The sequence below is a fragment of the Paraburkholderia sediminicola genome (genome assembly GCF_902859805.1).
In the GTDB taxonomy this organism is placed as follows: domain Bacteria; phylum Pseudomonadota; class Gammaproteobacteria; order Burkholderiales; family Burkholderiaceae; genus Paraburkholderia; species Paraburkholderia sediminicola.
In genome coordinates this window covers 345,138-369,008 of sequence record NZ_CADIKC010000005.1, presented here as the reverse complement: position 1 = coordinate 369,008, position 23,871 = coordinate 345,138, and the positions used below count along the sequence as shown (strand labels likewise).

19 protein-coding genes are annotated in these 23,871 nt (G+C 62.6%); 1 reads left to right on the top strand and 18 read right to left on the bottom strand.

What is annotated here, in order from left to right; genetic code table 11:
* The first annotated feature begins 130 nt into the window (after window positions 1–130).
* Window positions 131–970 carry a formate dehydrogenase accessory sulfurtransferase FdhD gene (gene fdhD / locus R8871_RS20345; protein ID WP_175052072.1) on the top strand — a complete coding sequence of 280 codons (840 nt, stop codon included), beginning with the start codon at window positions 131–133 and terminating at the stop codon, window positions 968–970.
* Window positions 971–1,017: 47 nt separating this feature from the next.
* On the opposite strand, the gene R8871_RS20340 is transcribed toward fdhD, so the two are convergent.
* From R8871_RS20340 to R8871_RS20255, 18 genes are all read right to left on the bottom strand, one after another.
* Window positions 1,018–1,788 (bottom strand): enoyl-CoA hydratase, encoded by a 771-nt coding sequence (locus R8871_RS20340; protein WP_175052071.1) that lies wholly within the window; start codon window positions 1,786–1,788, stop codon window positions 1,018–1,020.
* 148 nt (window positions 1,789–1,936) lie between these two features.
* Window positions 1,937–3,136, bottom strand: coding sequence for an acetyl-CoA C-acyltransferase (locus R8871_RS20335; protein ID WP_175052070.1), 1,200 nt, complete (start codon window positions 3,134–3,136; stop codon window positions 1,937–1,939).
* A 25-nt stretch (window positions 3,137–3,161) separates the two neighbouring features.
* Window positions 3,162–5,597: a 3-hydroxyacyl-CoA dehydrogenase/enoyl-CoA hydratase family protein gene (locus tag R8871_RS20330; protein WP_175052069.1), complete on the bottom strand. Its 2,436-nt coding sequence runs from the start codon at window positions 5,595–5,597 to the stop codon at window positions 3,162–3,164.
* 124 nt (window positions 5,598–5,721) lie between these two features.
* Window positions 5,722–7,509 (bottom strand): acyl-CoA dehydrogenase C-terminal domain-containing protein, encoded by a 1,788-nt coding sequence (locus R8871_RS20325; protein ID WP_175052068.1) that lies wholly within the window; start codon window positions 7,507–7,509, stop codon window positions 5,722–5,724.
* A 100-nt stretch (window positions 7,510–7,609) separates the two neighbouring features.
* The gene (locus R8871_RS20320; RefSeq protein WP_046566835.1) at window positions 7,610–8,209 is read right to left on the bottom strand and encodes a TetR/AcrR family transcriptional regulator; all 600 of its coding nucleotides are present in this window, start codon (window positions 8,207–8,209) and stop codon (window positions 7,610–7,612) included.
* Between the two features lie 226 nt (window positions 8,210–8,435).
* Window positions 8,436–9,695 carry a cardiolipin synthase ClsB gene (gene clsB / locus R8871_RS20315; protein WP_175052067.1) on the bottom strand — a complete coding sequence of 420 codons (1,260 nt, stop codon included), beginning with the start codon at window positions 9,693–9,695 and terminating at the stop codon, window positions 8,436–8,438.
* Complete coding sequence (nudB, locus tag R8871_RS20310) at window positions 9,692–10,192, bottom strand: dihydroneopterin triphosphate diphosphatase (RefSeq protein WP_175052189.1); 501 nt, start codon at window positions 10,190–10,192, stop codon at window positions 9,692–9,694. Before nudB ends, clsB begins: the two co-directional genes overlap by 4 nt.
* A 180-nt stretch (window positions 10,193–10,372) precedes the next feature.
* The gene (gene aspS, locus R8871_RS20305; protein WP_097391285.1) at window positions 10,373–12,172 is read right to left on the bottom strand and encodes an aspartate--tRNA ligase; all 1,800 of its coding nucleotides are present in this window, start codon (window positions 12,170–12,172) and stop codon (window positions 10,373–10,375) included.
* A gap of 63 nt (window positions 12,173–12,235) precedes the next feature.
* Entirely contained in the window at window positions 12,236–12,889 is a 654-nt protein-coding gene (locus R8871_RS20300) for a DUF502 domain-containing protein (RefSeq protein WP_054037685.1), read from the bottom strand.
* Window positions 12,890–12,964: 75 nt separating this feature from the next.
* On the bottom strand, window positions 12,965–13,351 hold the full coding sequence (locus R8871_RS20295) for an FmdB family zinc ribbon protein (protein WP_175052066.1): 387 nt from the start codon (window positions 13,349–13,351) through the stop codon (window positions 12,965–12,967).
* Window positions 13,352–13,529: 178 nt separating this feature from the next.
* The gene (locus R8871_RS20290; RefSeq protein ID WP_175052065.1) at window positions 13,530–14,153 is read right to left on the bottom strand and encodes a methyltransferase; all 624 of its coding nucleotides are present in this window, start codon (window positions 14,151–14,153) and stop codon (window positions 13,530–13,532) included.
* A 34-nt stretch (window positions 14,154–14,187) separates the two neighbouring features.
* Window positions 14,188–15,765: a ubiquinone biosynthesis regulatory protein kinase UbiB gene (ubiB, locus tag R8871_RS20285; protein ID WP_175052064.1), complete on the bottom strand. Its 1,578-nt coding sequence runs from the start codon at window positions 15,763–15,765 to the stop codon at window positions 14,188–14,190.
* Window positions 15,766–15,780: 15 nt separating this feature from the next.
* On the bottom strand, window positions 15,781–16,425 hold the full coding sequence (locus R8871_RS20280; RefSeq protein WP_175052063.1) for a ubiquinone biosynthesis accessory factor UbiJ: 645 nt from the start codon (window positions 16,423–16,425) through the stop codon (window positions 15,781–15,783).
* A gap of 131 nt (window positions 16,426–16,556) precedes the next feature.
* Window positions 16,557–17,549: a Tim44 domain-containing protein gene (locus R8871_RS20275; protein ID WP_175052062.1), complete on the bottom strand. Its 993-nt coding sequence runs from the start codon at window positions 17,547–17,549 to the stop codon at window positions 16,557–16,559.
* A gap of 38 nt (window positions 17,550–17,587) precedes the next feature.
* Window positions 17,588–18,319 (bottom strand): bifunctional demethylmenaquinone methyltransferase/2-methoxy-6-polyprenyl-1,4-benzoquinol methylase UbiE, encoded by a 732-nt coding sequence (gene ubiE / locus R8871_RS20270; RefSeq protein WP_115781828.1) that lies wholly within the window; start codon window positions 18,317–18,319, stop codon window positions 17,588–17,590.
* A gap of 67 nt (window positions 18,320–18,386) precedes the next feature.
* On the bottom strand, window positions 18,387–18,800 hold the full coding sequence (locus R8871_RS20265) for a gamma-butyrobetaine hydroxylase-like domain-containing protein (RefSeq protein ID WP_054037674.1): 414 nt from the start codon (window positions 18,798–18,800) through the stop codon (window positions 18,387–18,389).
* A gap of 59 nt (window positions 18,801–18,859) precedes the next feature.
* Window positions 18,860–19,288: an HIT family protein gene (locus R8871_RS20260; RefSeq protein ID WP_175052061.1), complete on the bottom strand. Its 429-nt coding sequence runs from the start codon at window positions 19,286–19,288 to the stop codon at window positions 18,860–18,862.
* 34 nt (window positions 19,289–19,322) lie between these two features.
* Window positions 19,323–23,417: a DUF3683 domain-containing protein gene (locus R8871_RS20255; RefSeq protein WP_175052060.1), complete on the bottom strand. Its 4,095-nt coding sequence runs from the start codon at window positions 23,415–23,417 to the stop codon at window positions 19,323–19,325.
* Window positions 23,418–23,871 lie beyond the last annotated feature (454 nt).

The window sequence follows — 23,871 nt, the reverse complement described above, 5'->3', positions numbered from 1 at the left end:
CGCGCAAGCCCAGCTTGAGGTATTTTAGAACCTTATTCGCGCGATAGCGGCGTGGTCTGGCGCTGCTTCGCGCCGCTGGGCAAGGCTGCAAGCCGTAGAATCGCGCGCAGCATGAAAGGAGTGAAGTCGCTTGAACGAACTGGACACAGACGGGCAGACGGGCGCCGTGGAGCGCCAGGTGCACCGGCATCGCGGCGCGGCGGTCGAAACCGTCACCGATCACGTCGGTCAGGAATGGCCGGTGGCGCTCGTCTTCAATGGCATCTCGCATGCAGTGATGATGTGCACGCCGCGCGATCTGGAAGCGTTCGCGGTCGGTTTTGCGATTTCAGAAGGGATCGTGGAACGCGGCAGCGACATTCAGGACATCGAGGTCGAGCTGCACGACGATGACGAATTGCCGCACGCCGAAGTGCAATTGAAGGTGGTGCAGCAAGCTTTCGTCGCGCTGAAGGAAAAGCGCCGCGCACTCGCCGGGCGCACCGGCTGCGGCGTATGCGGGATCGAAAGCATCGATCTGCTGGATCTGAAACCGGAACGCGTGCCGGACACCGGCTTTCTGCAACGGCTGGCGCCGGATGCGATCGCGCGCGCCGCGCGCGAGTTGCCGGAACACCAGGCGCTGACGCGTCTGACCGGCGGTCTGCACGCCGCCGCATGGTGCGATGCGGCAGGCGCGATCCGCTACGCGTTCGAAGACGTCGGTCGTCACAACGCGCTCGACAAGCTGATCGGCCAGCTGGTGCTCGATCGCGCGGATACCCGGGAAGGTTTTGTGTTTCTGTCGAGCCGCGCCAGCTACGAGCTGGTGCGCAAGGCGGCGCGTGTCGACGTGCCAATGGTCGCGACGATTTCGGCGCCGTCTTCGCTGGCGATTGCGATTGCCCGCAAAGCGGGCGTACGGCTGGTCAGTTTCTGCCGGGAAACCAGCTACGTCGACTACGACACCTTGCAGCCGACGCAAGCTTGAGCGCTCCGGGCGCCTGAAGTATTTTCAGGCGCCTGAATACCGCCAGTTCAATCGAACTGCCGGAAGTCCGGCTTGCGCTTCTCGAAGAACGCCTTGAACGCCTCGCGCGCTTCCGGCGCGATCAGCATCTTGCCGAAGTGCACCGCTTCCTCGCTCATCTGCGTTTGCAGTTCATGCTGGCTCGCGCGCTTCATCAGACTCTTCGTCACCCGCAACGACGACGCCGGCAGCGCCGCCAGCTTCGCTGCTTGCGCGGCTGCAAACGCATCGACTTCAGCCGCGGGCAGCACGCGATTCACGAAACCCATACGGTGCGCTTCGGCAGCGTCGAACGCTTCGCCGAGCAGCAGCTTTTCCGCTGCGGCCTGATAGCCGGCTATGCGCTGCAACAGCAAACTCGACGCCGCTTCGGGACACAGCCCGAGCTGAGTGAACGGCAGCGAAAAGCTCGCCGTATTGGCCGCGTAGACCAGATCGCAATGCAGCAGGAGCGTCGTGCCGATGCCGACTGCCGGGCCCGCCACCGAAGCCACCACCGGCTTTTCCGCCGAACTGAGCGCACGCAGGAACTGGAATACCGGCGCGTCTTCGCCGCCTGGCGGCTTCTTCATGAAGTCTTCGAGATCGTTGCCGGCGCTGAAAATGCCGGCGCTGCCGCGAATCAGAATCGCCCGGATCGACGTATCGCCATGCGCTTCGACCAATGCGTCGGCCATGGTCTGATACATCGCGGCCGTGATCGCGTTTTTCCTTTCGGGCCGGTTGAAGGCAATCGTCAGCACGCCGTCGGCGCGCTCGACCAGAATATCCATTGTCATCTCCTCGTACTCCTGGTTACTGCTGAATGAAAAAACGGTTCGCAAGCCAGGCGGCCTGCGAACCGTTTACGCGATCCCTAGGGGACCACTGCGGGAATCACCGCAGCGATCGCGACAAGGATCACCGACGGAACCTGAGCGAACATGATTACAGACGTTCGATGATGCCCGCCGCGCCCATGCCGGTGCCGACGCACATCGTCACCATGCCGTACTTGAAGTTGCGGCGGCGCAGGCCGTGCACCACCGTCGACGCACGAATCGCGCCGGTCGCACCCAGAGGGTGGCCGAGAGCGATCGCACCGCCGAGCGGGTTGATCTTCGACGGATCGAGACCGAGGTCCTGAATCACCGCCAGCGATTGCGCGGCGAACGCTTCGTTCAGCTCGATCCAGTCCATGTCTTCGATCTTCAGGCCGGCGGCCTTCAGTGCGGCAGGAATCGCTTCCTTCGGACCGATACCCATGATTTCCGGCGGCACGCCGCGCACGGCGAAGCTGACGAAACGGGCGAACGGCGTCAGGTTGAATTCCTTCAGCATCTTTTCCGACACGACGATCAACGCGCCCGCGCCGTCCGACGTCTGCGAGCTGTTGCCCGCCGTCACCGAACCCTTGTTCGCGAACACTGCGCGCAGTTTCGCCAGACCTTCCAGCGACGTTTCCGCACGCGGACCTTCGTCGAGCGCGACTTCACGCGTCTTGATACGCACTTCGCCGGTCGCGAGATCGGGGAAACGTTCGGTGATCGTGTAGGCGGCGATTTCGTCGTTGAACTCGCCGGCTTGCTGCGCGGCGATGGCGCGGCGATGCGATTCGACCGAGAACGCGTCTTGCGCTTCGCGGCTGATCTTCCAGCGCTCGGCGACCTTCTCCGCGGTCAGGCCCATGCCGTAGGCGATGCCGATGTCTTCGTTACGATCGAAGATATGCGGCGACATTGACGGCTTGTTGCCCATCATCGGCACCATGCTCATCGACTCGCAGCCGCCCGCGATCATCGCGTCCGATTCACCGACGCGGATACGGTCAGCGGCCATCGCCAGCGCGGTGAGGCCCGAAGCGCAGAAGCGGTTCACCGTGACGCCGCCCACCGTGTTCGGCAAGCCCGCCAGCAGTGCACCCATGCGTGCGACGTTCAGGCCTTGCTCGGCCTCAGGAATCGCGCAGCCAATAATCGCGTCTTCGATCACCTTGGTGTCGAGGCCGGGCACTTGCGCCACGGCTGACTTGATCGCGTGCACCAGCAGTTCGTCCGGGCGCGTGTTCTTGAACATCCCGCGCGGCGCCTTGCCGATCGGCGTGCGGCTCGCGGCGACGATGTATGCGTCTTGCAATTGCTTTGTCATTTGAAGCTCCGTTTTCGTTCGTCGCTTAGTTGCGCACCGGCTTGCCGGTTTGCAGCATGCCCATGATCCGTTCCTGCGTCTTTTGCGTGCCGAGCAGATCGACAAACGCTTGACGCTCGAGTTTGAGCAGCCATTCTTCGTCGACGAGGCTGCCCGCTTCCACGTCACCACCGCACACCGCTTCCGCGATGCGGCCGGCGATCAGGTAGTCGTGCTCGCTGATGAAACGGCCGTCGCGCATGTTGACGAGCGATGCCTTGATGGTCGCAATCGCCGAGCGGCCTGCCACCGGCACCTGCGTGACACGCAGCGGCGGACGGTAACCCGCGGCGGACAGCGCGCGCGCTTCCTTCTTCGCGATGTCGAGCAGTTCGAACACGTTGAAGACGATCGTGTCGGACGGCTTCAGGTAGCCCATTGCGCGGGCGTCGAGTGCGGAGGCCGAGACCTTCGCCATCGCCGCGTTTTCGAACGACTTCTGCACGAACTTCAGCAGGTCGTTGGTCGCGCCTGCTGCGGTCGCGGCTTCCGCTGCGCGCAGTGCCGCTTCCTTCAGACCGCCGCCTGCCGGCACCAGACCCACGCCGACTTCGACCAGACCGATATAGCTTTCGATGTGCGCGACACGCTTCGCGCTATGCAGCGCCAGCTCGCAGCCGCCGCCGAGCGCGATGCCCGACACAGCCGAGATGACCGGCACGCTTGCATACTTCACGCGCAGCATGCCTTGCTGGAACTTCTTCACGAACGGCTCGATACCCTTCGCGCCGCCCATCATGAACGCGGGCATGGCTTCTTCGAGATTCGCACCCGCGGAGAACGGGCCGCCCGGCGTGCCGAGTTTCAGCGACGTGGGCTGCCACACGACCAGACCCTTGTAGTCCTTCTCGGCCAGTTCGATCGCTTGCGTCAGACCGTCGATCACCGACGGTCCGATCGTGTTCATCTTGCTCTTGAACGACACGATCAGGACGTCATTCTCGCCGGCACGGTCGTCGACCCAGGCGCGCACGGCATCGGTTTCGAACAGCGTCTTGCCGTAGGTCTTCGGATCAGCCGACGTTTCGCCGACCAGCGGTGCACGGAACACCTGCTTGTCGTAGACCGACAGCGACGAACGCGGCACAAAAGTCTTCGAAGCCGGCGACCACGAACCTTCGTTCGTATGCACGCCGCCCTTCTCGGCAACCGGACCTTCCAGCACCCACGACGGCAGCGGCACGTTCGAGAGCGCCTTGCCAGCCGCGATGTCTTCCTGCACCCATTCGGCAACCTGCTTCCAGCCGGCCGTCTGCCAGCCTTCGAACGGACCTTCGTTCCAACCGAAGCCCCAACGAATCGCCAGATCGACGTCGCGCGCGTTGTCAGCGATCGATTCCAGATGCACGCCGATGTAGTGATACACGTCGCGGAAAATCGACCACAGGAATTGCGCTTGCGGATGCTCCGATTCGCGCAGGAGCTTCAGACGCTCAGCCGGCGGGCGCTTCAGAATGCGGCCGACCAGTTCGTCGGCTTTCGCGCCGCCGTCGACGTACGCACCCGTTTTCGGGTCGAGCACCTTGATGGCCTTGCCTTCCTTCTTGTAGAAGCCGCCGCCGGTCTTCTGACCCAGCGCGCCCTTCTTCACGAGCTCGGCCAGCACGGGCGGCGTTTCGTAGACCGGGAAGAACGGGTCGTCCTTCAACGTGTCCTGCATCGTCTTGATGACGTGCGCCATCGTGTCGAGGCCGACCACGTCCGCCGTGCGGAACGTTGCCGACTTCGCGCGGCCCAGACGCGAGCCTGTCAGATCGTCCACTTCGTCGAAACGCAGGCCGAACTTCGCGGCCTCCGTAATCACGGCGAGGATCGAGAAAATACCGACGCGATTGGCGATAAAGTTCGGCGTGTCTTTCGCGCGCACGACGCCCTTGCCGACCACGCTCGTCAGGAACGATTCGAGTTGGTCGAGGATTTCCGGACGCGTGGTTGCGGTCGGGATCAGTTCGACCAGGTGCATGTAGCGCGGCGGATTGAAGAAGTGCACGCCGCAGAAGCGCGCCTTCAGTTCATCCGAAAAACCGTTCGACAGTTCGGTGATTGACAGACCCGACGTGTTGGTCGCGAAGATCGCATTCGGTGCGATGTGCGGCGAGACCTTCTTGTACAGGTCGTGCTTCCAGTCCATGCGTTCGGCGATCGCTTCGATCACGAGGTCGCACTCGGCGAGCTTCTCGATGTCGTCGTCGTAGTTCGCGGGCTGGATGTATTGCGCGTCGTCTTTCACGCCGAACGGCGCAGGCGACAGTTTCTTCAGATTTTCGATCGCCTTCAGGGCAATCGCGTTCTTCGGGCCTTCTTTGGCAGGCAGGTCGAACAGCAGCACGGGCACCTTGGCGTTGATCAGGTGCGCTGCGATCTGCGCGCCCATCACGCCGGCGCCGAGCACGGCTACCTTACGAATGATCAGATTGCTCACGTCGTTCCTCCGGGGAGTTATGCGGTGTCGCGAAGATGTCTCTTAGGTTTCGCGATGTGTGGCTTGTGGCGGTGGAAGGCGCCACGCCTCTTGAAGGCGTGGCGCTTGCCGTAAGAAATGTGCCTTAGAACAGCGACTCTTCGACGTCCATCAGCGACTTCGAACCAGCGCGTGCCTGACGGATCGTCATGGCCGTTTCCGGCAGCAGCTTGGCGAAGTAGAAGCGTGCGGTCGCGAGCTTGGCCTTGTAGAACGGATCGCCCGATGCTTCGTTGTCCAGCGCGATGCGTGCCATGCGCGCCCAGAAGTACGAGAACACCAGGTGGCCGACGGTGCGCAGATACGGCACGGCGGCAGCGCCGACTTCGTCCGGGTTCTGCATCGCCTTCATGCCGATTTCCATCGTCAGCTTCTGCACCTTGTCGCCGATGTCGGCGAGCGGGTTGATGAACTCCTGCATTTCCGGCTTCACGCCTTCGGCTTCGACGAAATCCGACACCAGCTTGCCGAACTTCTTCATCTTCGCGCCCATGTCGCCAAGAATCTTGCGCCCGAGCAGGTCGAGCGCCTGAATCGCGTTGGTGCCTTCGTAGATCATGTTGATACGCGCGTCGCGCACGTACTGCTCCATGCCCCACTCGGCGATGAAGCCGTGGCCGCCGTAGATCTGCATGGCGTGGTTGGTGCTCTCGAACGCGTTGTCCGAGAGGAATGCCTTCAGGATCGGCGTGAGCAGCGCGACCAGATCCGCCGCTTCTTTACGCACCGATTCGTCGGCGTGCGACAGTTCCTTGTCGATGTGCAGCGCGGACCAGTACGAGAATGCGCGTGCGCCTTCGGCGTAGGCCTTCTGCGTGAGCAACATGCGGCGCACGTCCGGGTGGACGATGATCGGATCAGCCGCTTTTTCCGGCGCCTTCGGGCCGGTCAGCGAGCGCATTTGCAGACGCTCTTTCGCGTACGTGAGCGAGTTCTGGTAACCGATTTCGGTCAGGCCCAGACTCTGCATGCCGACGCCCAGACGCGCGGCGTTCATCATCACGAACATCGCGTTCAAACCCTTGTTCGGCTCACCGACCAGCCAGCCCTTCGCGTTGTCGAGATTGATCACGGCGGTTGCGTTGCCGTGAATGCCCATCTTGTGTTCGATGGAGCCGCACTTCACGCCGTTGCGCTCGCCCGGTTCACCGGCTTCGTTCGGGACGAACTTCGGCACGATGAAGAGCGAGATGCCCTTGGTGCCCTTCGGCGCATCCGGCAGACGCGCGAGCACCAGGTGAATGATGTTCTCCGCGAGATCATGTTCGCCGCTGGAGATGAAAATTTTCGTGCCGCTGATCGCGTACGAGCCGTCGCTGTTCGGTTCGGCTTTGGTGCGCAGGATGCCGAGGTCGGTGCCGCAGTGCGGCTCGGTCAGACACATCGTGCCGGTCCACACGCCCGCAACCAGCTTCGGCAGATAACGTTGCTGCAACTCCGGCGTGCCGTGTGCGTGCAGACATTCGTACGCGCCGTGCGACAGGCCCGGGTACATGGTCCACGCCTGGTTCGCCGAGTTCAGCATTTCATACAGCGCGTTGTTCACGAACGCGGGCAGGCCCTGGCCGCCGTAATCCGGATCGCAACCGAGCGCCGGCCAACCGGCTTCCACATACTGCTTGTAGGCTTCCTTGAAGCCCTTCGGCGTGGTCACGACGCCGTCGCCGACGTACGTGCAGCCTTCCTGGTCGCCGCTGTGATTGAGCGGAAACAGCACTTCGGAGCAGAACTTGCCGGCCTCTTCGAGCACGGCGTTGATCGTGTCCGCATCGAGATCCGCGTGCTTCGGCATCTGCTTGATCTCGGCTTCGACGTTAAGCAGCTCGTGCAACACGAATTGCATGTCGCGCAGCGGCGCGGCGTACTGTCCCATGACTCTCTCTCCCAAGTTTGACAAGGAGCCAGGCTGTTAGCTGAGTCCGTGGATCGGATCTTTCAGCGCCGCTGAATCTGCTTGAAGTTCGGCGGCCCTGCTAACGGCTTTCGCTCTGATACGAAACAATCAATTTTTCCAGCGCGGCCCACGTAAGACGCACTGCATCCGGCAAGTGCAGGAAGCGCGCGTCGTGATGCAGGCCGAGCGTGAAGCTGTACAGTTCGAACAGCATCAGCTGCGGATCGGTATCGGCGCGCAGATGCCCTTCTTCCATCGCCTGCGAAATTGCACGGGTGAGCGCCGCACGCCAGATCGTCACGCTCGACACCAGTTGCTCGCGCACCGGGTTGTCTCCACGATCGTCGTACTCGACCGCGCCGCTGATGTAGATGCACCCAGTCGTGACTTCCTGAATGCGTTTCTCAATCCAGCGGGAGATCATCGCGCGCAAGCGCGGCAATCCACGAGGCTCACGCAGACTCGGGAAAAACACCTCGTCTTCGAAACGACGGTGGTATTCGCGCACGACCTCGACCTGCAAATCCTCGCGCGACCCGAAATGCGCGAACACACCGCTTTTGCTCATCTGCATGCGCTCGGCCAGCAATCCAATCGTCAGACCTTCCAGTCCGTCGCGGCTTGCCAGATCAAGTGCTGCTTCGAGAATCGCGACTCGTGTTTGTTCGCCTTTTCGCATAGCTTTTTACCGTTCTAATGTGACCGAAAGAAAATCGAACGGCCGTACTATTATTGAGTGCTGCCGTCCGCGAAACAAGGACTTTATTAGAAACCGGTTTCTAACCCGGTTTCAATTCTGCGGCATCCGTCAATCAGAGGAAGGAGATTTTTTAGAGGCGTTTGCCTTCTTTTTGTCCCTTTCATTGACGCTGCGCCCTTGCGGTTATGTGCGAGGTGCTGATGAGCTAGTCATAGCCACCTACCGTTAATAGCTTCATCACGGCCCGATAGGTCGTGTAGGCAAGCCAGTTGAGCACGCGCTCGCCTGCCGGACGGGCATCATAGCGCGCCTCGTCGATCCGGCGCGACTCCTTGAATGCGGCGATGATCGCTTCGCGCAGCGCGCCGATCGACGGGTCGTTCACCAGCACCACGTTGGCTTCGTTGTTGAGCATCAGGCTCAACGCGTCGAGGTTCGACGAGCCGACCGTCCCCCAGTTCGAATCCACCACCGCGACCTTGCCGTGCAGCATGGTTTTCTCGTACTCGGCGATCTGCACGCCGGCCTTGAGCAGCGCGCGATACAGGAACGGCACGGCGTAATCGAGCGCCTTGAACTCCTTGCGCCCGATGATGAGTTTCACGTCGACGCCGCGCCGCGCCGCAAACACCAGCGCGCGCCGCAGCTTGCGGCCCGGCATGAAGTACGGGTTTGCCAGCAGCACTTCACTGTGCGCCTGGCCGATCGCGGTCAGATACGCCTTTTCGATGGCGCGGCGGTTGATCAGGTTGTCACGTGCGACAAAGGCCACGCAGGGCAGCCCGCCGGCCCAGAGCGCCTCGTTGCGATTGCGGCGCCGGCGGCGCAGCGTGCCGAGCGACGCCATGGTCTTCGGCCCGAGATCGGGCTGGAGAGATTCCAGAGGCCGATGCCCGAGACGGATCCGCTGCCATTGCACCTCGAACGCCTGGCGGATATCGGCGACCACCGGCCCGCGCAATTCCACCGCGAAATCCCAGCGCCGGTACGGCAGCTTCTCGCCGTTGTTCTCGTAATCGTCGACGATGTTGATGCCGCCGCAGTAGCCGAACTGATCGTCCACCACCGCGATCTTGCGGTGCGTGCGCGAGAAGCCGAAGCGGCCGAACAGATGCGGGTTGTAGATACGATGGTCGACGCCGGCGAGCGGCCATTCGTTGAACATCGGCAAGCGTGCGGTGCCGATGCCGTCGGTAATCACGCGCACTTTCACGCCACGCGAGGCTGCGCGCAACAACGCCGCGCTGAGAGCCTGACCGGCGCTGTCGTCACAGAAGATATAAGTTTCGAGAACCACGTCGCTTTGCGCCGCGTCGATGCGTTCGATCAGCGCGGCGAAGAACTCGTCGCCGGAACGCAGCAGCTTGACCTCGTTGCCGCTAGTGAAGCGGTAGCGCTGCCAGTAGCGGCGGCCGAGCAGCGATTGCCGGAGTCGCGCGAAACGGCGCGCGCCGCCGACGCTCACCGGGCACGCTCCTCGGGCTGGCCATTCAGGCGCCCAGCGAGCCGTTTCGGCAATTGCAGGATCGCGTCGGCATTCGACGACGAAAAGCAGCGCGAGGCCGCCTCTTCATAGGGTAGCCACAGAAACGCGGTGTGCTCGCGCGGCGCGAGCGTCACTTCGAGCTGCTCGGGCACTTCCAGGCTGAACCAGTGCTCGGTGTTGTGGATCACGCCCTCGGCATAGCGATGCCGGAACTGCGGGTAAATTTCGTATTCGATCTCGTACCGCCAATCGAATAGCGCGCTCTGCGGCACCAGCCTACTGCCGATCATGATGCCGGTTTCTTCCGCCACTTCGCGCGCCGCGGTTTCGGCAGGCGGTTCGTCGAGCCGGTCTTTCGAGCCGGTCACCGATTGCCAGAAATCCGCGTGATCGGCGCGCCGGATCAACAGCACGTCGAGCGCGGGCGTATGAATGACGACGAGTACGGATTGCGGGATCTTCGGCGGTTTCGGCATGGCGTAAAGACTGGGCGCAACGCTTGCGCGGTACATGTCGGCGAGTGGTCCAATAAGCAGTCGAGACCGGTTGCTGCGACTGTAACGCAAAAAACGAAAAAGGCGCATCACGCGCCTTTTTCGTTTCGCTTTTTCGTCACCTCATGCTGTCGTTTTCAGACAGCGTGGGTTTGATCCAGCTTAGACCTTCGGTTCCGGCTGACGCAGACGGATGTGCAACTCGCGCAACTGGCGCTCGTCCACTTCGCTCGGCGCCTGCGTGAGCAGACACTGCGCGCGTTGCGTCTTCGGGAACGCGATGACGTCGCGAATCGAATCGGCGCCGGCCATCATCGTGATGATGCGGTCCAGACCGAACGCGATACCGCCGTGCGGCGGCGCGCCGTATTGCAGCGCGTCGAGCAGGAAGCCGAACTTGGCTTGTGCTTCTTCCGCGTTGATCTTCAGCGCGCGGAACACCTTGCTCTGCACCTCTTCACGGTGGATACGCACCGAACCGCCGCCGATTTCCCAGCCGTTCAGCACCATATCGTAGGCCTTGGCGAGGCAGCGCGCCGGATCCGTTTCCAGATACTCGAGGTGCTCGTCTTTCGGGCTCGTGAACGGGTGATGCGCGGCGACGTAGCGGTTGTCCTCCTCGTCGTATTCGAACATCGGGAAGTCGATCACCCACAGCGGCTTCCAGCCGGATTCCACCAGACCGTTTGCCTTGCCGAATTCCGAATGGCCGATCTTCAGACGCAGCGCGCCCAGGCTGTCGTTCACCACCTTCGCGCGATCCGCCGCGAAGAAAATGATGTCGCCGTCTTGCGCGCCGGTGCGCTCGATGATCGCCTTGACCGCTTCGTCGTGCAGGTTCTTGACGATCGGGCTTTGCAGACCGTCACGGCCCTTCGCCACTTCGTTGACCTTGATCCACGCCAGGCCCTTCGCGCCGTAGATGCGCACGAATTCCGTGTAGCTGTCGATGTCGCCACGCGAGAGTTCGCCGCCCTTCGGCACGCGGATCGCCGCAACGCGGCCGTCCTTCGTGTTGGCCGGCGTGCTGAACACCTTGAAGTCGACGTCTTTAACCGCGTCCGTCAGGTCCGTGAATTCGAGCTTCACGCGCAGGTCCGGCTTGTCCGAACCGAAACGGCGCATGGCTTCCGAATACTCCATGACCGGGAATTTCTCGGCCAGTTCGACGCCGATCGTTTCCTTGAACACGTGACGGATCATCGCTTCGAACAGATCGCGGATTTCCTGTTCCGACAGGAACGAGGTTTCGCAGTCGATCTGCGTGAATTCCGGCTGACGGTCAGCGCGCAGGTCTTCGTCGCGGAAGCACTTAACGATCTGGTAGTAGCGATCGAAGTTGGCGACCATCAGCAGCTGCTTGAACAGTTGCGGCGATTGCGGCAGCGCGAAGAACTGGCCCGGGTTGGTACGCGACGGCACGAGGTAGTCGCGCGCGCCTTCCGGCGTGCTCTTGGTGAGCATCGGCGTTTCGATGTCGATGAAGCCCAGCGAGTCCAGATACTTGCGCACTTCGATCGCGACGCGGTAACGCAAACGCAGGTTGTGCTGCATCTGCGGACGGCGCAGGTCGAGCACACGGTGCGTGAGGCGCGTGGTTTCCGACAGGTTGTCGTCGTCGAGCTGGAACGGCGGCGTGATCGACGGGTTCAGCACGATCAGCTCGTGGCACAGCACTTCGATCTTGCCGCTCTTGAGCGAGGCGTTCGTGGTGCCTTCCGGACGGGCGCGAACCACGCCCTTGATCTGCAGGCAGAACTCGTTGCGGACGCCTTCGGCAGTCTTGAACATTTCCGCGCGATCCGGATCGCAGACCACCTGAACGAGGCCTTCGCGGTCGCGCAGGTCGATGAAGATAACGCCGCCATGGTCACGACGGCGGCTTACCCAACCGCACAGCGAGACGGGTTGGCCCAGCAGTTCTTCGGTCACCAGACCGCAGTATTCAGATCTCATCGACATGATGTTTGTCTTTCGTTATGCATTGGTTGGACGGCGCGCGGCGATAAACGCTGCGCACCGGCATTACAGCGGAGGCTCGACTGTCGTGCGGCGCACCGGCGCCGGCGGCGCGGACGGCGCCACAACGCCCATCGAGACGATGTACTTGAGCGCGGCGTCGACCGTCATGTCGAGTTCGATCACTTCGCTCTTGGGCACCATCAGGAAGAAGCCGGACGTTGGGTTCGGCGTAGTCGGCACATACACGCTGACGTAATCTTCTTTCAGGTGATTGACCACGTCGCCGCCCGGAATGCCGGTCAGAAACGCAATCGTATAGGAACCGCGGCGCGGGTACTCGATCAGGAGCGCCTTGCGAAACGCATTGCCGCTGCTCGACAACAAGGTGTCCGACACCTGCTTGACGCTGGTGTAGATCGGGCCGACCACCGGAATGTGAGCAACCACGACTTCCCACCACTTCACGAGCTTCTGCCCGATGAAGTTCTGCGTCAACAGCCCGACGACAAAGATGAACGCCAGCGTCAGCACCGCGCCGAGGCCCGGCAAACGGAAGCCGAGCGCGCGCTCCGGCTGCCATGAGGTCGGCAGCAGCAACAGCGTCTGGTCCATCGTGCCGATGATCAGGCCGAGCACCCACAGTGTGATAGCCAGAGGCACCAGCACCAGCAGGCCAGTCAGGAACACCGATTTGAGCGTCGTTTTTTTCGTCGTCATGTGTACCGCCAGAAAGCCGCGCGAGCCGGTACCCGACGCGCGGCGTGTGCGCCGCCCATAAGGGCGGCCGTGCTACTAGGCGCTGCCGGAACCGCTCGAATTCGCCGAAGCGGCGGGTGCGGCAGCAGGCGTGGCAGGTGTTGCGGCGGCGGCCGTGCCGTTGGCCGAAGCCGTGTCGGAATTCGCCGCGCCGTTATTACCGGCTGCAGCGTTTTCGCCCGAATTCGCATTCGAGCCGCCGTTCGCGTCGGGCTTGGCCGGCGCGCTTGCGCCGCCATTACCGCCGCGGAAATCGGTCACATACCAGCCGGAGCCCTTCAACTGGAAACCGGCGGCTGTCACCTGCTTGCGAAAGGTGTCTTTCCCGCACTCGGGACACTGCGTCAACTGGGGGTCGCTCATCTTCTGAAGCACGTCCTTCCCGAAGCCGCATGACTCGCAACGATAAGCGTAGATCGGCATGAACTTTTCCCTACTGAAATCTTGTAAACGCTTGCAAAGCCTTGAATTATAGCCGCATATGGCTAGTCACCCGCGAATTTCCGGGACAAACGCCAGGCGCAGCCGCCGTCCACGTAAATGGTGGCGGCCCGCGTCGAATCAAGTGCGGCCCGCGCCATCGTCAAAGGTGGCGGCCCGCTCAGCCACGACGGCGCCAGCTCATCCAACGCTCGTGACCGGCGAAGACGGCAATCGAGTCGTTCACGGCTTCATCTTCGATGAGGTCGAAGAACGGTGAGAGCAACGCGTCGAGTTCGGTGCGCTCGATGCCGAACGGCGGCCCTTTCGGCGTCGCGCCGATGAAAAAGAAACCCGCCAGCAGTGCGCCCTCCGGCAGCAGCGCGGCCATTCGTTGCGCGTAGCCTGCACGGCGCGCCAACGGCAGCGCGCAAAGGAACGCGCGCTCGTAGATCCAGTCCGGTGTGAAGGGCGGTTCGTAAGCGAAGAAGTCGGCCTGCTCGACCAGTTGCGCGTGCTGCGCACCCAACTGCTTGTGCGCTGCCTCCACTGCGGCCGGCGAGAAATCGATCGCACGGACCGAATGACCCTGCTGCGCTAGCCATAGCGCCTCGTAGGCACTGCCACAACCCGGAATCAGCACCGCAGCGTCGCGATGCCGCCCGGCGAACGACTGGAACGCGGACGGCACGCCCGCCTGATCCCACGGCGTGAAATGGCGTTCGAAGCGTTCGTCCCAGAACTCGGGCGAATTGGGATCGCGGGTCGCAAAGTCGGGCGCGGAAGGCAGGTTCGGGTCGCTCATGAGATACCTCGCAGGAATCAGGATCGGGTCGGGATCACCCGCCGTAGGCGAACGCCAGAAACGCCCGCGCCAGCACCGCGCCGACACCGACCGCCACGCCGAACAGCAGCAGCCCTTGCAGCAGCCGGTTGGTCCGCTTCTGCTCGAGCAGGATCTGGCGAATCATGTCGTCGTTCGCGCCGCGCGTCTGGTCGTGACGTTGAGCCAGCACGTGATGGATCAGGCGCGGCAACTGCGGCAGCGTCTTGCTCCACTGCGGCGCTTCGATCTTCAGCCGCTCGTACCAGCCGCGCAGACCGATCTGCTCGTTCATCCAGCGTTCGAGATAGGGCTTGGCGGTCTTCCACAAGTCCAGCTCGGGATCGAGCGAACGGCCGAGCCCTTCCACGTTCAGCATGGTTTTTTGCAGCAGCACCAGTTGTGGCTGGATTTCCACGTTGAAGCGGCGCGACGTCGAGAACAGGCGCATCAGCACCTGCCCGAGCGAAATATCCTTCAACGCGCGGTCGAAATAGGGCTCGCAAACCGCGCGGATCGCGCTTTCCAGCTCCTCGACCCGAGTGGTAGGCGGCACCCAACCCGACTCCAGATGCAGCGTGGCGACACGATGGTAGTCACGCTTGAAGAAAGCGAGGAAGTTCTGCGCGAGGTAGTTCTTATCGAAGTCCGACAGCGCGCCGATGATGCCGAAATCGAGCGCGATATAGCGGCCGAAGTGCGCCGGATCGAGGCTCACCTGAATGTTGCCCGGGTGCATGTCGGCGTGGAAAAAGCCATCGCGGAACACCTGGGTGAAGAAAATCTCGACGCCTTCGCGCGCCAGCTTCGGAATATCGACACCGGCCGCGCGCAGCGTCTCCACCTGGCTGATCGGCACGCCGACCATGCGCTCCATCACCAGCACGGTGGGCGTGCAGAACTCCCAGTACATCTCCGGCACCAGCAGCAGATCGAGCCCGGCGAAGTTACGGCGCAGCTGGCTGCCGTTCGCCGCTTCGCGCATCAGATCGAGTTCGTCGTGCAGGTATTTGTCGAATTCGGCGACCACCTCACGCGGCTTGAGGCGCTTGCCGTCGGCCCACAGCCGCTCAGCCCAGACGGCGATGTCGCGCAGCAAGGCCAGGTCGGAGTCGATCACCGGCAACATGTTCGGCCGCAGCACCTTCACGGCGACCGCCTTGCCCGCGTGCTGCCCGGCTTTCACCTTCGCAAAGTGAACCTGCGCGATCGAAGCGCTCGCCACCGGCACCCGCTCGAAATCGTCAAACAGCACGTCGACCGGTGCGCCGAGCGATTTCTCGACCAGTCCGATCGCCACCGCCGAATCGAACGGCGGCACCTGATCCTGCAGCTTGGCCAGTTCATTGGCGATATCCACCGGCAGCAGATCGCGCCGCGTTGACAGCACCTGGCCGAACTTGACGAAGATCGGCCCGAGGCTTTCGAGCGCGAGCCGCAAACGCACACCCGGAGGCGCGTCGAACTTGCGGCCGATGGTAGTGATACGTAGCAGCAGACGCACACGCCGGTCATTGACGCGGCTGAGCATCATCTCATCGAGACCGAAGCGGATGACCGTAAAAAAAATCTTGAGAAAGCGCAGAAAACGCATAGTTGTGCCCGATGACTAGCGCGTGCCGCGCGACGTGGCGGCGCCGCCCGGCGCATCTGCGCCGCGGGCTTCGACCTTCTGTTCAACACGCTCGATGCGCTTTTCCACGCGCGCCAAAGCGTCACGGGCGCGGGCCAGTTCGACGTTGAAGTCTTCCAGCGCGGCGCGGCGCACCAGTTGCGGGTTTTCGTCGAGCAGATATTCAGCGGCGGTATCGAGCAGATTGCGCCCCGTACGCCGCGCATGTTCGCCGACCGTGCGCACGACCGACGCGACTCGCCATGCCGGACCATCGCCGATCAGCTTCGCCAGATCTTCTTCTGGTTCCCAGCGCAGATGCTCGGCGAGCTTGGCGATCACCGTCGCAAACTCGGCGTCGCCTTCGATCTTCACGTGTTTCATCACGGCGGCCTGACCGCCCTGCATGAAGGCCGGCAATGCATCGGACGGCACTGAGATGGTCACATCGAATTGTTGCGCGTCGGTTTCGTCGACCGCGCCGAGGTAGCCGTCGGGTTGCACCAGCAGCATCAGCACGACTGGCGGACAGGACAGTCTGGCGGTCTTGCCCGCGTAAGGAGCGAGGCGCTCTCGAGCCCACGATTCGCGGGCGAGCAGATGATTGACAGCAGCAGCGAAGGGCTTGGCGGCGAGGGTCATTGAAAGTGGCAAGAAAAAACCCGCGCAGGCGAGGTGCCCGCGCGGGTTCCTATTGTAACGTCCGTTCGCTTCGCGGCTTGCTATGCCGAACGGCCAATGCTTTGTGCAGGGTCAGGTCAAGCAGCGCTGGCTCAGTGCTGTGCCACCTGCTGAATGCCGGCCAGCAACCAGCCTTCGCCAGGGCGGTTCGCCTTCGTCAGGTTCCAGACCTCGACGAACGGCTCGGCCGCCGCACCCGCCGATTCGCGGATCAAACCGGAGAAGCGCACGCTCGCGAAGTATTCGGTTGCACGTTCTTCAACGCCCAGCAACTCCGCGTTCAGTTGCACCACGTCGGTCTGATTGGATTCGGCACCGCGCGAGTTCAGATCGACCTTCACTTCCGCGAACATTTCCGGCGTGGTGAATTCGCGGATGTCTTCCGTGTTGCCGACGTCCCACGCGGCTTGCAGGCGCACGAAGTACACCTTGGCGTTGCGCAGGAAGGCTTCCGAATCGAAGCCGGCCGGCACGGCCGGGGCAGCGTTGATGGACGGCGTGCTTAGCGGGTTGCCTTGCGGTTCGAGATACGAGCCCGTGGGCGGAGCCGAGTAACGCGGCTCCTGCGTGTAGCCGGTGCCGCCCGCATTCAACGACGGTGCGCCGCCCGCGTACGCCGGTTGCGACGTATCGCGCTTGCGGCCCATGAAGCGGCGGATCAGCCAGATGCCGATCATTGCGATGACCGCGATCACGATGATATTGGCCATCGCGCCGGCGAACGCGCCGCCCAGACCGAAGTGCGACAACAGCGCGGCGATACCAAGACCGGCAGCAAGACCGGCGATCGGCCCAAGCCAGCGCGAGCGGTTAGGCGCTGCGGCGGGAGTCGGCGCGGGCGCCGGTGCCGGCTGCGCGCGCTGCTGCATGGCCTGATTGCTTTGGGAAGGTTGCGACGGAGCGGACTGTTGCTGAACCGTGTTCGACTGACGGCCAATGCTACGGCCGCCGCCCATGCGGCGGGCTTCCGCATCGAGCGAGGCGAGAGAGCCGGCCATGATCAGACCGACCATCGCGATCAGTCCGATTCTTCTCACCAACGACCGCTTAACCTTACGGGGAGATAACACACCTGAATCGGACATTTTCGTACTTTCCTTTAAAAATCGATGGGTTAGGGACCCTAGTATTTGGTCCCCACATGTAAAGCTACCACGCCAGCTGACAAATTGTAATATTTGACGCCGTCCAGGCCCGCTTGTTCCATCATTGTTTTTAAAGTTTCCTGATCCGGATGCATCCGGATCGATTCCGCCAGGTAGCGGTAGCTCTCGGCGTCCTTCGCAAACCGGTCGCCGAGCCACGGCAAGACCTTGAACGAATAGACGTCGTAGACCTTTTTAAGCGGATCCCACACCTTCGAGAACTCCAGCACCAGCAGACGGCCTGCCGGCTTCAACACCCGGCGCATCTCGGCCAACGCGACATCTTTGTGCGTCATGTTGCGCAAGCCGAATGCCACGGTCACTACGTCGAAGTAATTGTCCGGAAAGGGAATTTTCTCGGCGTCGCACAGCAGCGCCGGGGTGATGACGCCCTTGTCCAGCAGGCGGTCGCGGCCCACGCGCAGCATCGATTCGTTGATGTCGGTGTGCCAGACTTCGCCGGTGTCGCCCGCCTGTCTGGCGAACGCCTTCGACAGATCGCCCGTGCCGCCCGCGATATCCAGCACCTTGAAGCCCGGCCGGACGTTGGCCTGGGCGATCGTGAACATCTTCCACGCCCGGTGCAACCCGCCCGACATCAGGTCGTTCATCAAGTCGTAGTTGGAGGCGACCGAGTGGAATACGCCCGCCACCTTCTGCGCTTTTTCCTGTTCGTCGACCGATTGAAAGCCGAAGTGGGTTTTGCTCATCGCGCTCGTCCTTTCGCGTATTCTGAAATGTTGCGCCGCATCAGGGCGGCGACCAGGGCGAATCGTATCAGTGACAGTGCCCGTGCGCAGCACCGGCCGGCGCCATAGGGGCGTCACGGTCGACACCGGCCGCTGCCAGTTTGGCGAGATAGTCGCGCCAGAGTTCATCCTGACGGACGGCCATGTCGTGCAGCAGGTCCCAGGAATAGATGCCCGTGGCATGTCCGTCGGAGAAAGTCGGCTGCAGCGCATAGTTGCCGACGCCCTCGATCATGGTGATCGTGACGTCGCGCTTACCGGTTTGCAAAGTTTCCTGGCCGGGACCGTGGCCCATCACTTCCGCCGACGGCGAATACACGCGCAGCAGTTCGAACGGCAGGCGATACGTTTCGCCGTTTGCGTACTGCAATTCGAGCACGCGCGATTTGGAATGCACGACCACGCCGGTCGGCACCGGGGTATCGCGAGTCAGTCCACTCATGTTGACCTCATTAGAAGGCGCCGGGCCGCCTCTGGCGCGAAGCACCAGGTTTGGAGCGTTCAGCCCAACGCCTGTTCGATTTCTTGCCGCACGGCTTCGCGCAGCAGGGTAGCTTGCGCGCGGCGCGACGACAGCATGGCTTCGGACACCGTGCGTTGGCGCGGCGCCCAGATAGGCAGCGGGAAATGAGCGTCGTTCGAAAAACGCGGAATCACATGCCAATGCACGTGCGGCACCTGGTTGCCGAGGCTCGCCAGGTTGACCTTCACCGGCTGGAGAATGCGCCGGATCGCACGCTCGACCGCATACACGGCCCGCATCACGCGATCGCGGTCGGTCTCGGCGAGATCGGAAAACTCAGCGATATGCCCGTTCCAGATCACCCGGCAAAAGCCCGGGTAGTCGTGTTCGTCGGCAAGGACGACACGCAGGGTGTCGTCCTGCCACAGCACATCGCCGCCATCTTCACGGCAAAAAACGCATTCCATCGTCGTCCTCAGGCAAAAATCGTCAGTCGTGCCATTAAACCAGCACGCGCTCGATTCCGCCATTGTTCGCCCGCTGGACGTAATCCGCCATCCAGTCTTCGCCCAGCACGTGACGCGCCATTTCGACGACGATGTAGTCCGCCTCGGTGCCCGCGTCTTCGTTATAGCGCGACAGGCCTTGCAGGCAGGACGGGCAGCTCGTCAGGATCTTCACGTCGGTGGCGCCGTTCGGTTGCGGCCCGTCGCCCGCCTTGAGCACGGAGCCGTTCGGCGCACCCGCCGCGCCGGCCGACGCATTGGCCGTATTGATCCCATTCGCACCCGCCTCGGCTACGAGGGGAATGCCACGCAGCTTCGCGGCGCCCTTGCGCATTTCCTCTTCCTTGCGGAAGCGGACTTGCGTCGAAATATCCGGGCGCGTCACGGCGAGTGTGCCGGATTCGCCACAGCAGCGATCGTTCTTCTCGATCTTGTAGCCGTCGTTCTCCGAGCCCATCAACTGATTGACGAGCTTGACCGGGTCCATCGTCTTGATCGGGGAGTGGCACGGGTCGTGATACATGTAGCGCACGCCGTTCACGCCTTCGAGCTTGATCCCCTTTTCGAGCAGGAACTCGTGGATGTCGATGATCCGGCAGCCCGGGAAAATCTTCTCGAATTCGTAGCCGGCGAGCTGGTCGTAACACGTGCCGCACGACACCACCACCGTCTTGATGTCGAGATAGTTCAGCGTATTCGCGACGCGGTGGAACAACACGCGGTTATCCGTCACGATCTGCTCGGCCTTGTCGAACTGGCCCGAGCCGCGCTGCGGGTACCCGCAACACAGATAACCCGGCGGCAACACGGTTTGCACGCCCGCCTCCCACAGCATGGCTTGCGTAGCCAGACCCACTTGCGAGAACAGCCGCTCGGAACCGCAGCCCGGGAAATAGAACACCGCTTCCGTATCGGCGGTGGTCGTCTTCGGATTGCGGATGATCGGGACGATCTTGTTGTCCTCGATATCGAGCAACGCGCGCGCGGTTTTCTTCGGCAGGTTGCCCGGCATCTTCTTGTTCATGAAGTGGATCACCTGCTGCGTGACCTTCGGCTTGCCGACGGTTGCCGGCGGGTGCGCCGTCTGCTTCTTCGCGAACTTCTTCAGCACGTCGTTGCCGAGGCGCTGCGCCTTGTAACCGATGCCCATCATCGCGGTGCGCGCGAGGTTGATGGTCTGCGGGTTCGTAGCGTTGAGGAAGAACATGCCGGCTGCGTTGCCCGGATTGAACTTCTTCTTGCCCATCTTGCGCAGCAGGTTGCGCATGTTCATCGTCACGTCGCCGAAGTCGATCTTCACCGGGCACGGCGTCACGCATTTGTGACAGACGGTGCAGTGATCGGCGACGTCGTTGAACTCGTCCCAGTGTTTGATCGACACGCCGCGGCGAGTCTGCTCTTCGTACAGGAACGCCTCGACCAGCAAGGAGGTCGCGAGAATCTTGTTGCGCGGGCTGTACAGCAGGTTCGCGCGCGGCACGTGAGTCGCGCACACCGGCTTGCACTTGCCGCAACGCAAACAGTCCTTGATCGACTCGGAAATCGCGCCGATGTCGGACTGCTGCATGATCAGCGATTCGTAGCCCATCAGGCCGAAGCTCGGCGTGTAAGCGTTGCGCAGGTCGGCGCCTTCGAGCAGCTTGCCCGCATTGAAGCGGCCATGCGGATCGACGCGCTGCTTGTACGCGCGGAATTCGCCGATCTCTTCGTCGGTCAGGAATTCGAGCTTGGTAATGCCGATGCCGTGCTCGCCGGAAATCACGCCGTCGAGCGAACGCGCGAGCTTCATGATGCGCGCGACCGCCGTGTGGGCGTCCTGCAGCATCTCGTAGTTGTCGGAGTTGACCGGCAGATTCGTATGGACGTTGCCGTCGCCCGCGTGCATGTGCAGCGCGACGAACACACGGCCACGCAGCACCTTCTTGTGGATCGCCTGCGCTTCTTCAAGAATCGGCTTGAACTCGCCGCCATTGAAGATCTGACGCAACTCAGCTCGGATCTCTGCCTTCCACGACACGCGCACCGTACGGTCCTGCGTGATATGGAACACGGTCGCATCCGGCTGCGCGTCGACGCGATCGGCAAACTTCTCCGCCAGCCCTTCGTAGCCGAGGCCGACCAGATAGTGCTGCGCTTCGCGCAAGGACAGATCGAGCTTGTCGCGCAGGAATTCCCAGCGCGTACGCACCTTCTTCAGAATATCGAGCGCCTGCTGCACGCGATCTTCGAGCAACTCCGCGCTCGGGATTTCGTTGGCGTCGTCGCTCTTGCCGAGCGGCAGCTTGCCGCCCTTGAAGAACGTTTCGAGCGCGTCGACCAGTTGCAGCTTGTTCTTGATCGACAGTTCGATATTGATGCGTTCGATGCCGTCGGTGTACTCGCCCATCCGGTTGAGCGGAATCACCACGTCTTCGTTGATCTTGAACGCGTTGGTGTGCTTGGCAATCGCGGCGGTACGGCTGCGGTCGAGCCAGAAACGCTTGCGCGCCTCCGCGTTGACCGCGACGAAACCTTCGCCGCTCTTGCCGTTGGCCATGCGCACGACTTCCGAGGTCGCTTGCGCCACCGCGTCCGCATCGTCGCCGACGATGTCGCCGATCAGCACCATCTTCGGAAACGCGTTGCGCTTGCTCTTGGTCGCGTAGCCGACCGCGCGCAGATAGCGTTCGTCCAGATGCTCGAGGCCGGCGAGAATCGCGCCGCCCTGCTTCGACGTTTCGAACAGATAGTCCTTGATCTCGACAATGCTCGGGATCGCTTCACGGGCCTGGCCGAAGAACTCGAGGCAGACCGTGCGCGTATGCGCCGGCATCTTGTGCAGCACCCAGCGCGCGGACGTGATCAGCCCGTCGCAGCCCTCCTTCTGCACGCCCGGCAGACCGGCCAGGAATTTGTCGGTCACGTCCTTGCCGAGACCTTCCTTGCGGAATACGCGACCCTTGATGTTGAGCGATTCCGTGCGCAGCAGCTTTTCGCCTGGCGCGTGGCTGCCGTCGAACCACTTCAGCTCGAAACGCGCGACTTCGATGTCGTGGATCTTGCCGAGGTTGTGGTCCAGACGCGTGACTTCGAGCCAGTTCCCTTCCGGGTCGACCATCCGCCACCAGGCGAGGTTGTCGAGCGCCGTGCCCCACAGCACCGCCTTCTTGCCGCCCGCGTTCATCGCGACGTTGCCGCCGACACAGGATGCATCCAGCGAAGTCGGATCGACCGCGAACACATAGCCGGCCTGCTCAGCCGCTTCGGTCACGCGGCGCGTGACGACGCCCGCGCCCGAGAAAATCGTCGGCACCTTGCGATCGACGCCCGGCAGTTCGGTCAACTCGACCGCGCCCAATTGCTCCAGCTTTTCAGTGTTGATGACGGCCGAGAACGGCGTGAGCGGCACCGCGCCGCCCGTGTAGCCCGTGCCGCCTCCGCGCGGAATCACCGTCAGACCGAGCTCGAAACACGCCTTGATCATGCCGGCGATCTCGGCCTCGGTATCCGGCGTCAGCACGACGAACGGGTACTCGACGCGCCAGTCGGTCGCGTCGGTGACGTGCGAGACGCGGGACAAACCGTCGAACTTGATGTTGTCTTTTTCCGTGACGCGGCCCAGCACCTTGTTCGCGCGACGGCGCAGATCGAAGGTCTTCTGGAATTCGCTCTCGAAATCGTCGACGGCACGGCGTGCAGCCGCCACCAGCGTTTCGACGCGAGCGGCCCGATCGACGCCCGCTTCATCGCCGTGCTCGACCAGATCGGCGCGACGGCGCTTCTCGATCTCGCTCAGACGGTGATGCAGCGCCTCGATCAGTAGCGCGCGGCGCTTCGGATTGTCGAGCAGGTCGTCTTGCAGGTAAGGATTACGGCGAACAACCCAGATGTCGCCGAGCACTTCGTACAGCATCCGTGCCGAGCGGCCGGTGCGGCGTTCCGCGCGCAGTTCGGCCAAGGCCGCCCAGGCTTCGTCGCCGAGAAGACGGATAACGATTTCGCGGTCGGAAAACGACGTGTAGTTATAGGGAATTTCGCGCAGACGCGCTTCAGGATCGGCGGCCACCGCAGTGGCGGCCCCGTGCGGATCGAAAACTTGAGGTGCGTTCATGTTCGGACGACTCGGTGGGTCAACCGGGCGCGCTCAACTCTGTGAGGCGTCGGCGGACGGTGCGCGTGGGGCGCAATGCTGGAAATCTTCTAGGGGAGCGAAGCGCAACCGACGGCCTACCCACATCAGTCGCTTCACGGCGCTCAGAGACAGCTACACGATCGCGCGTGGCGGACGTGACGCTCCGCCGCGGGGCAAGACTCACGCGGGACGGGCATCAAGTGGGCGATCCGAGGCTGCCAGTGCATCTTCCGATCCTTATTCCAAAATGGAATTCTACCCCATGATCCCGCCACGCGTTGACGCCTGAAATCAGGGTTGTGGCAGGACTTTTGGCGTTTTTGTGCTGAGCGGCGCTCGTGAGCGCATACGAACGATTCTCCGACCGGACGGTCGGCTTGGACTTTACCGGCGGCGAGCCGGGATACGCCGCAGGTTCACAGAGGGCCAGCGT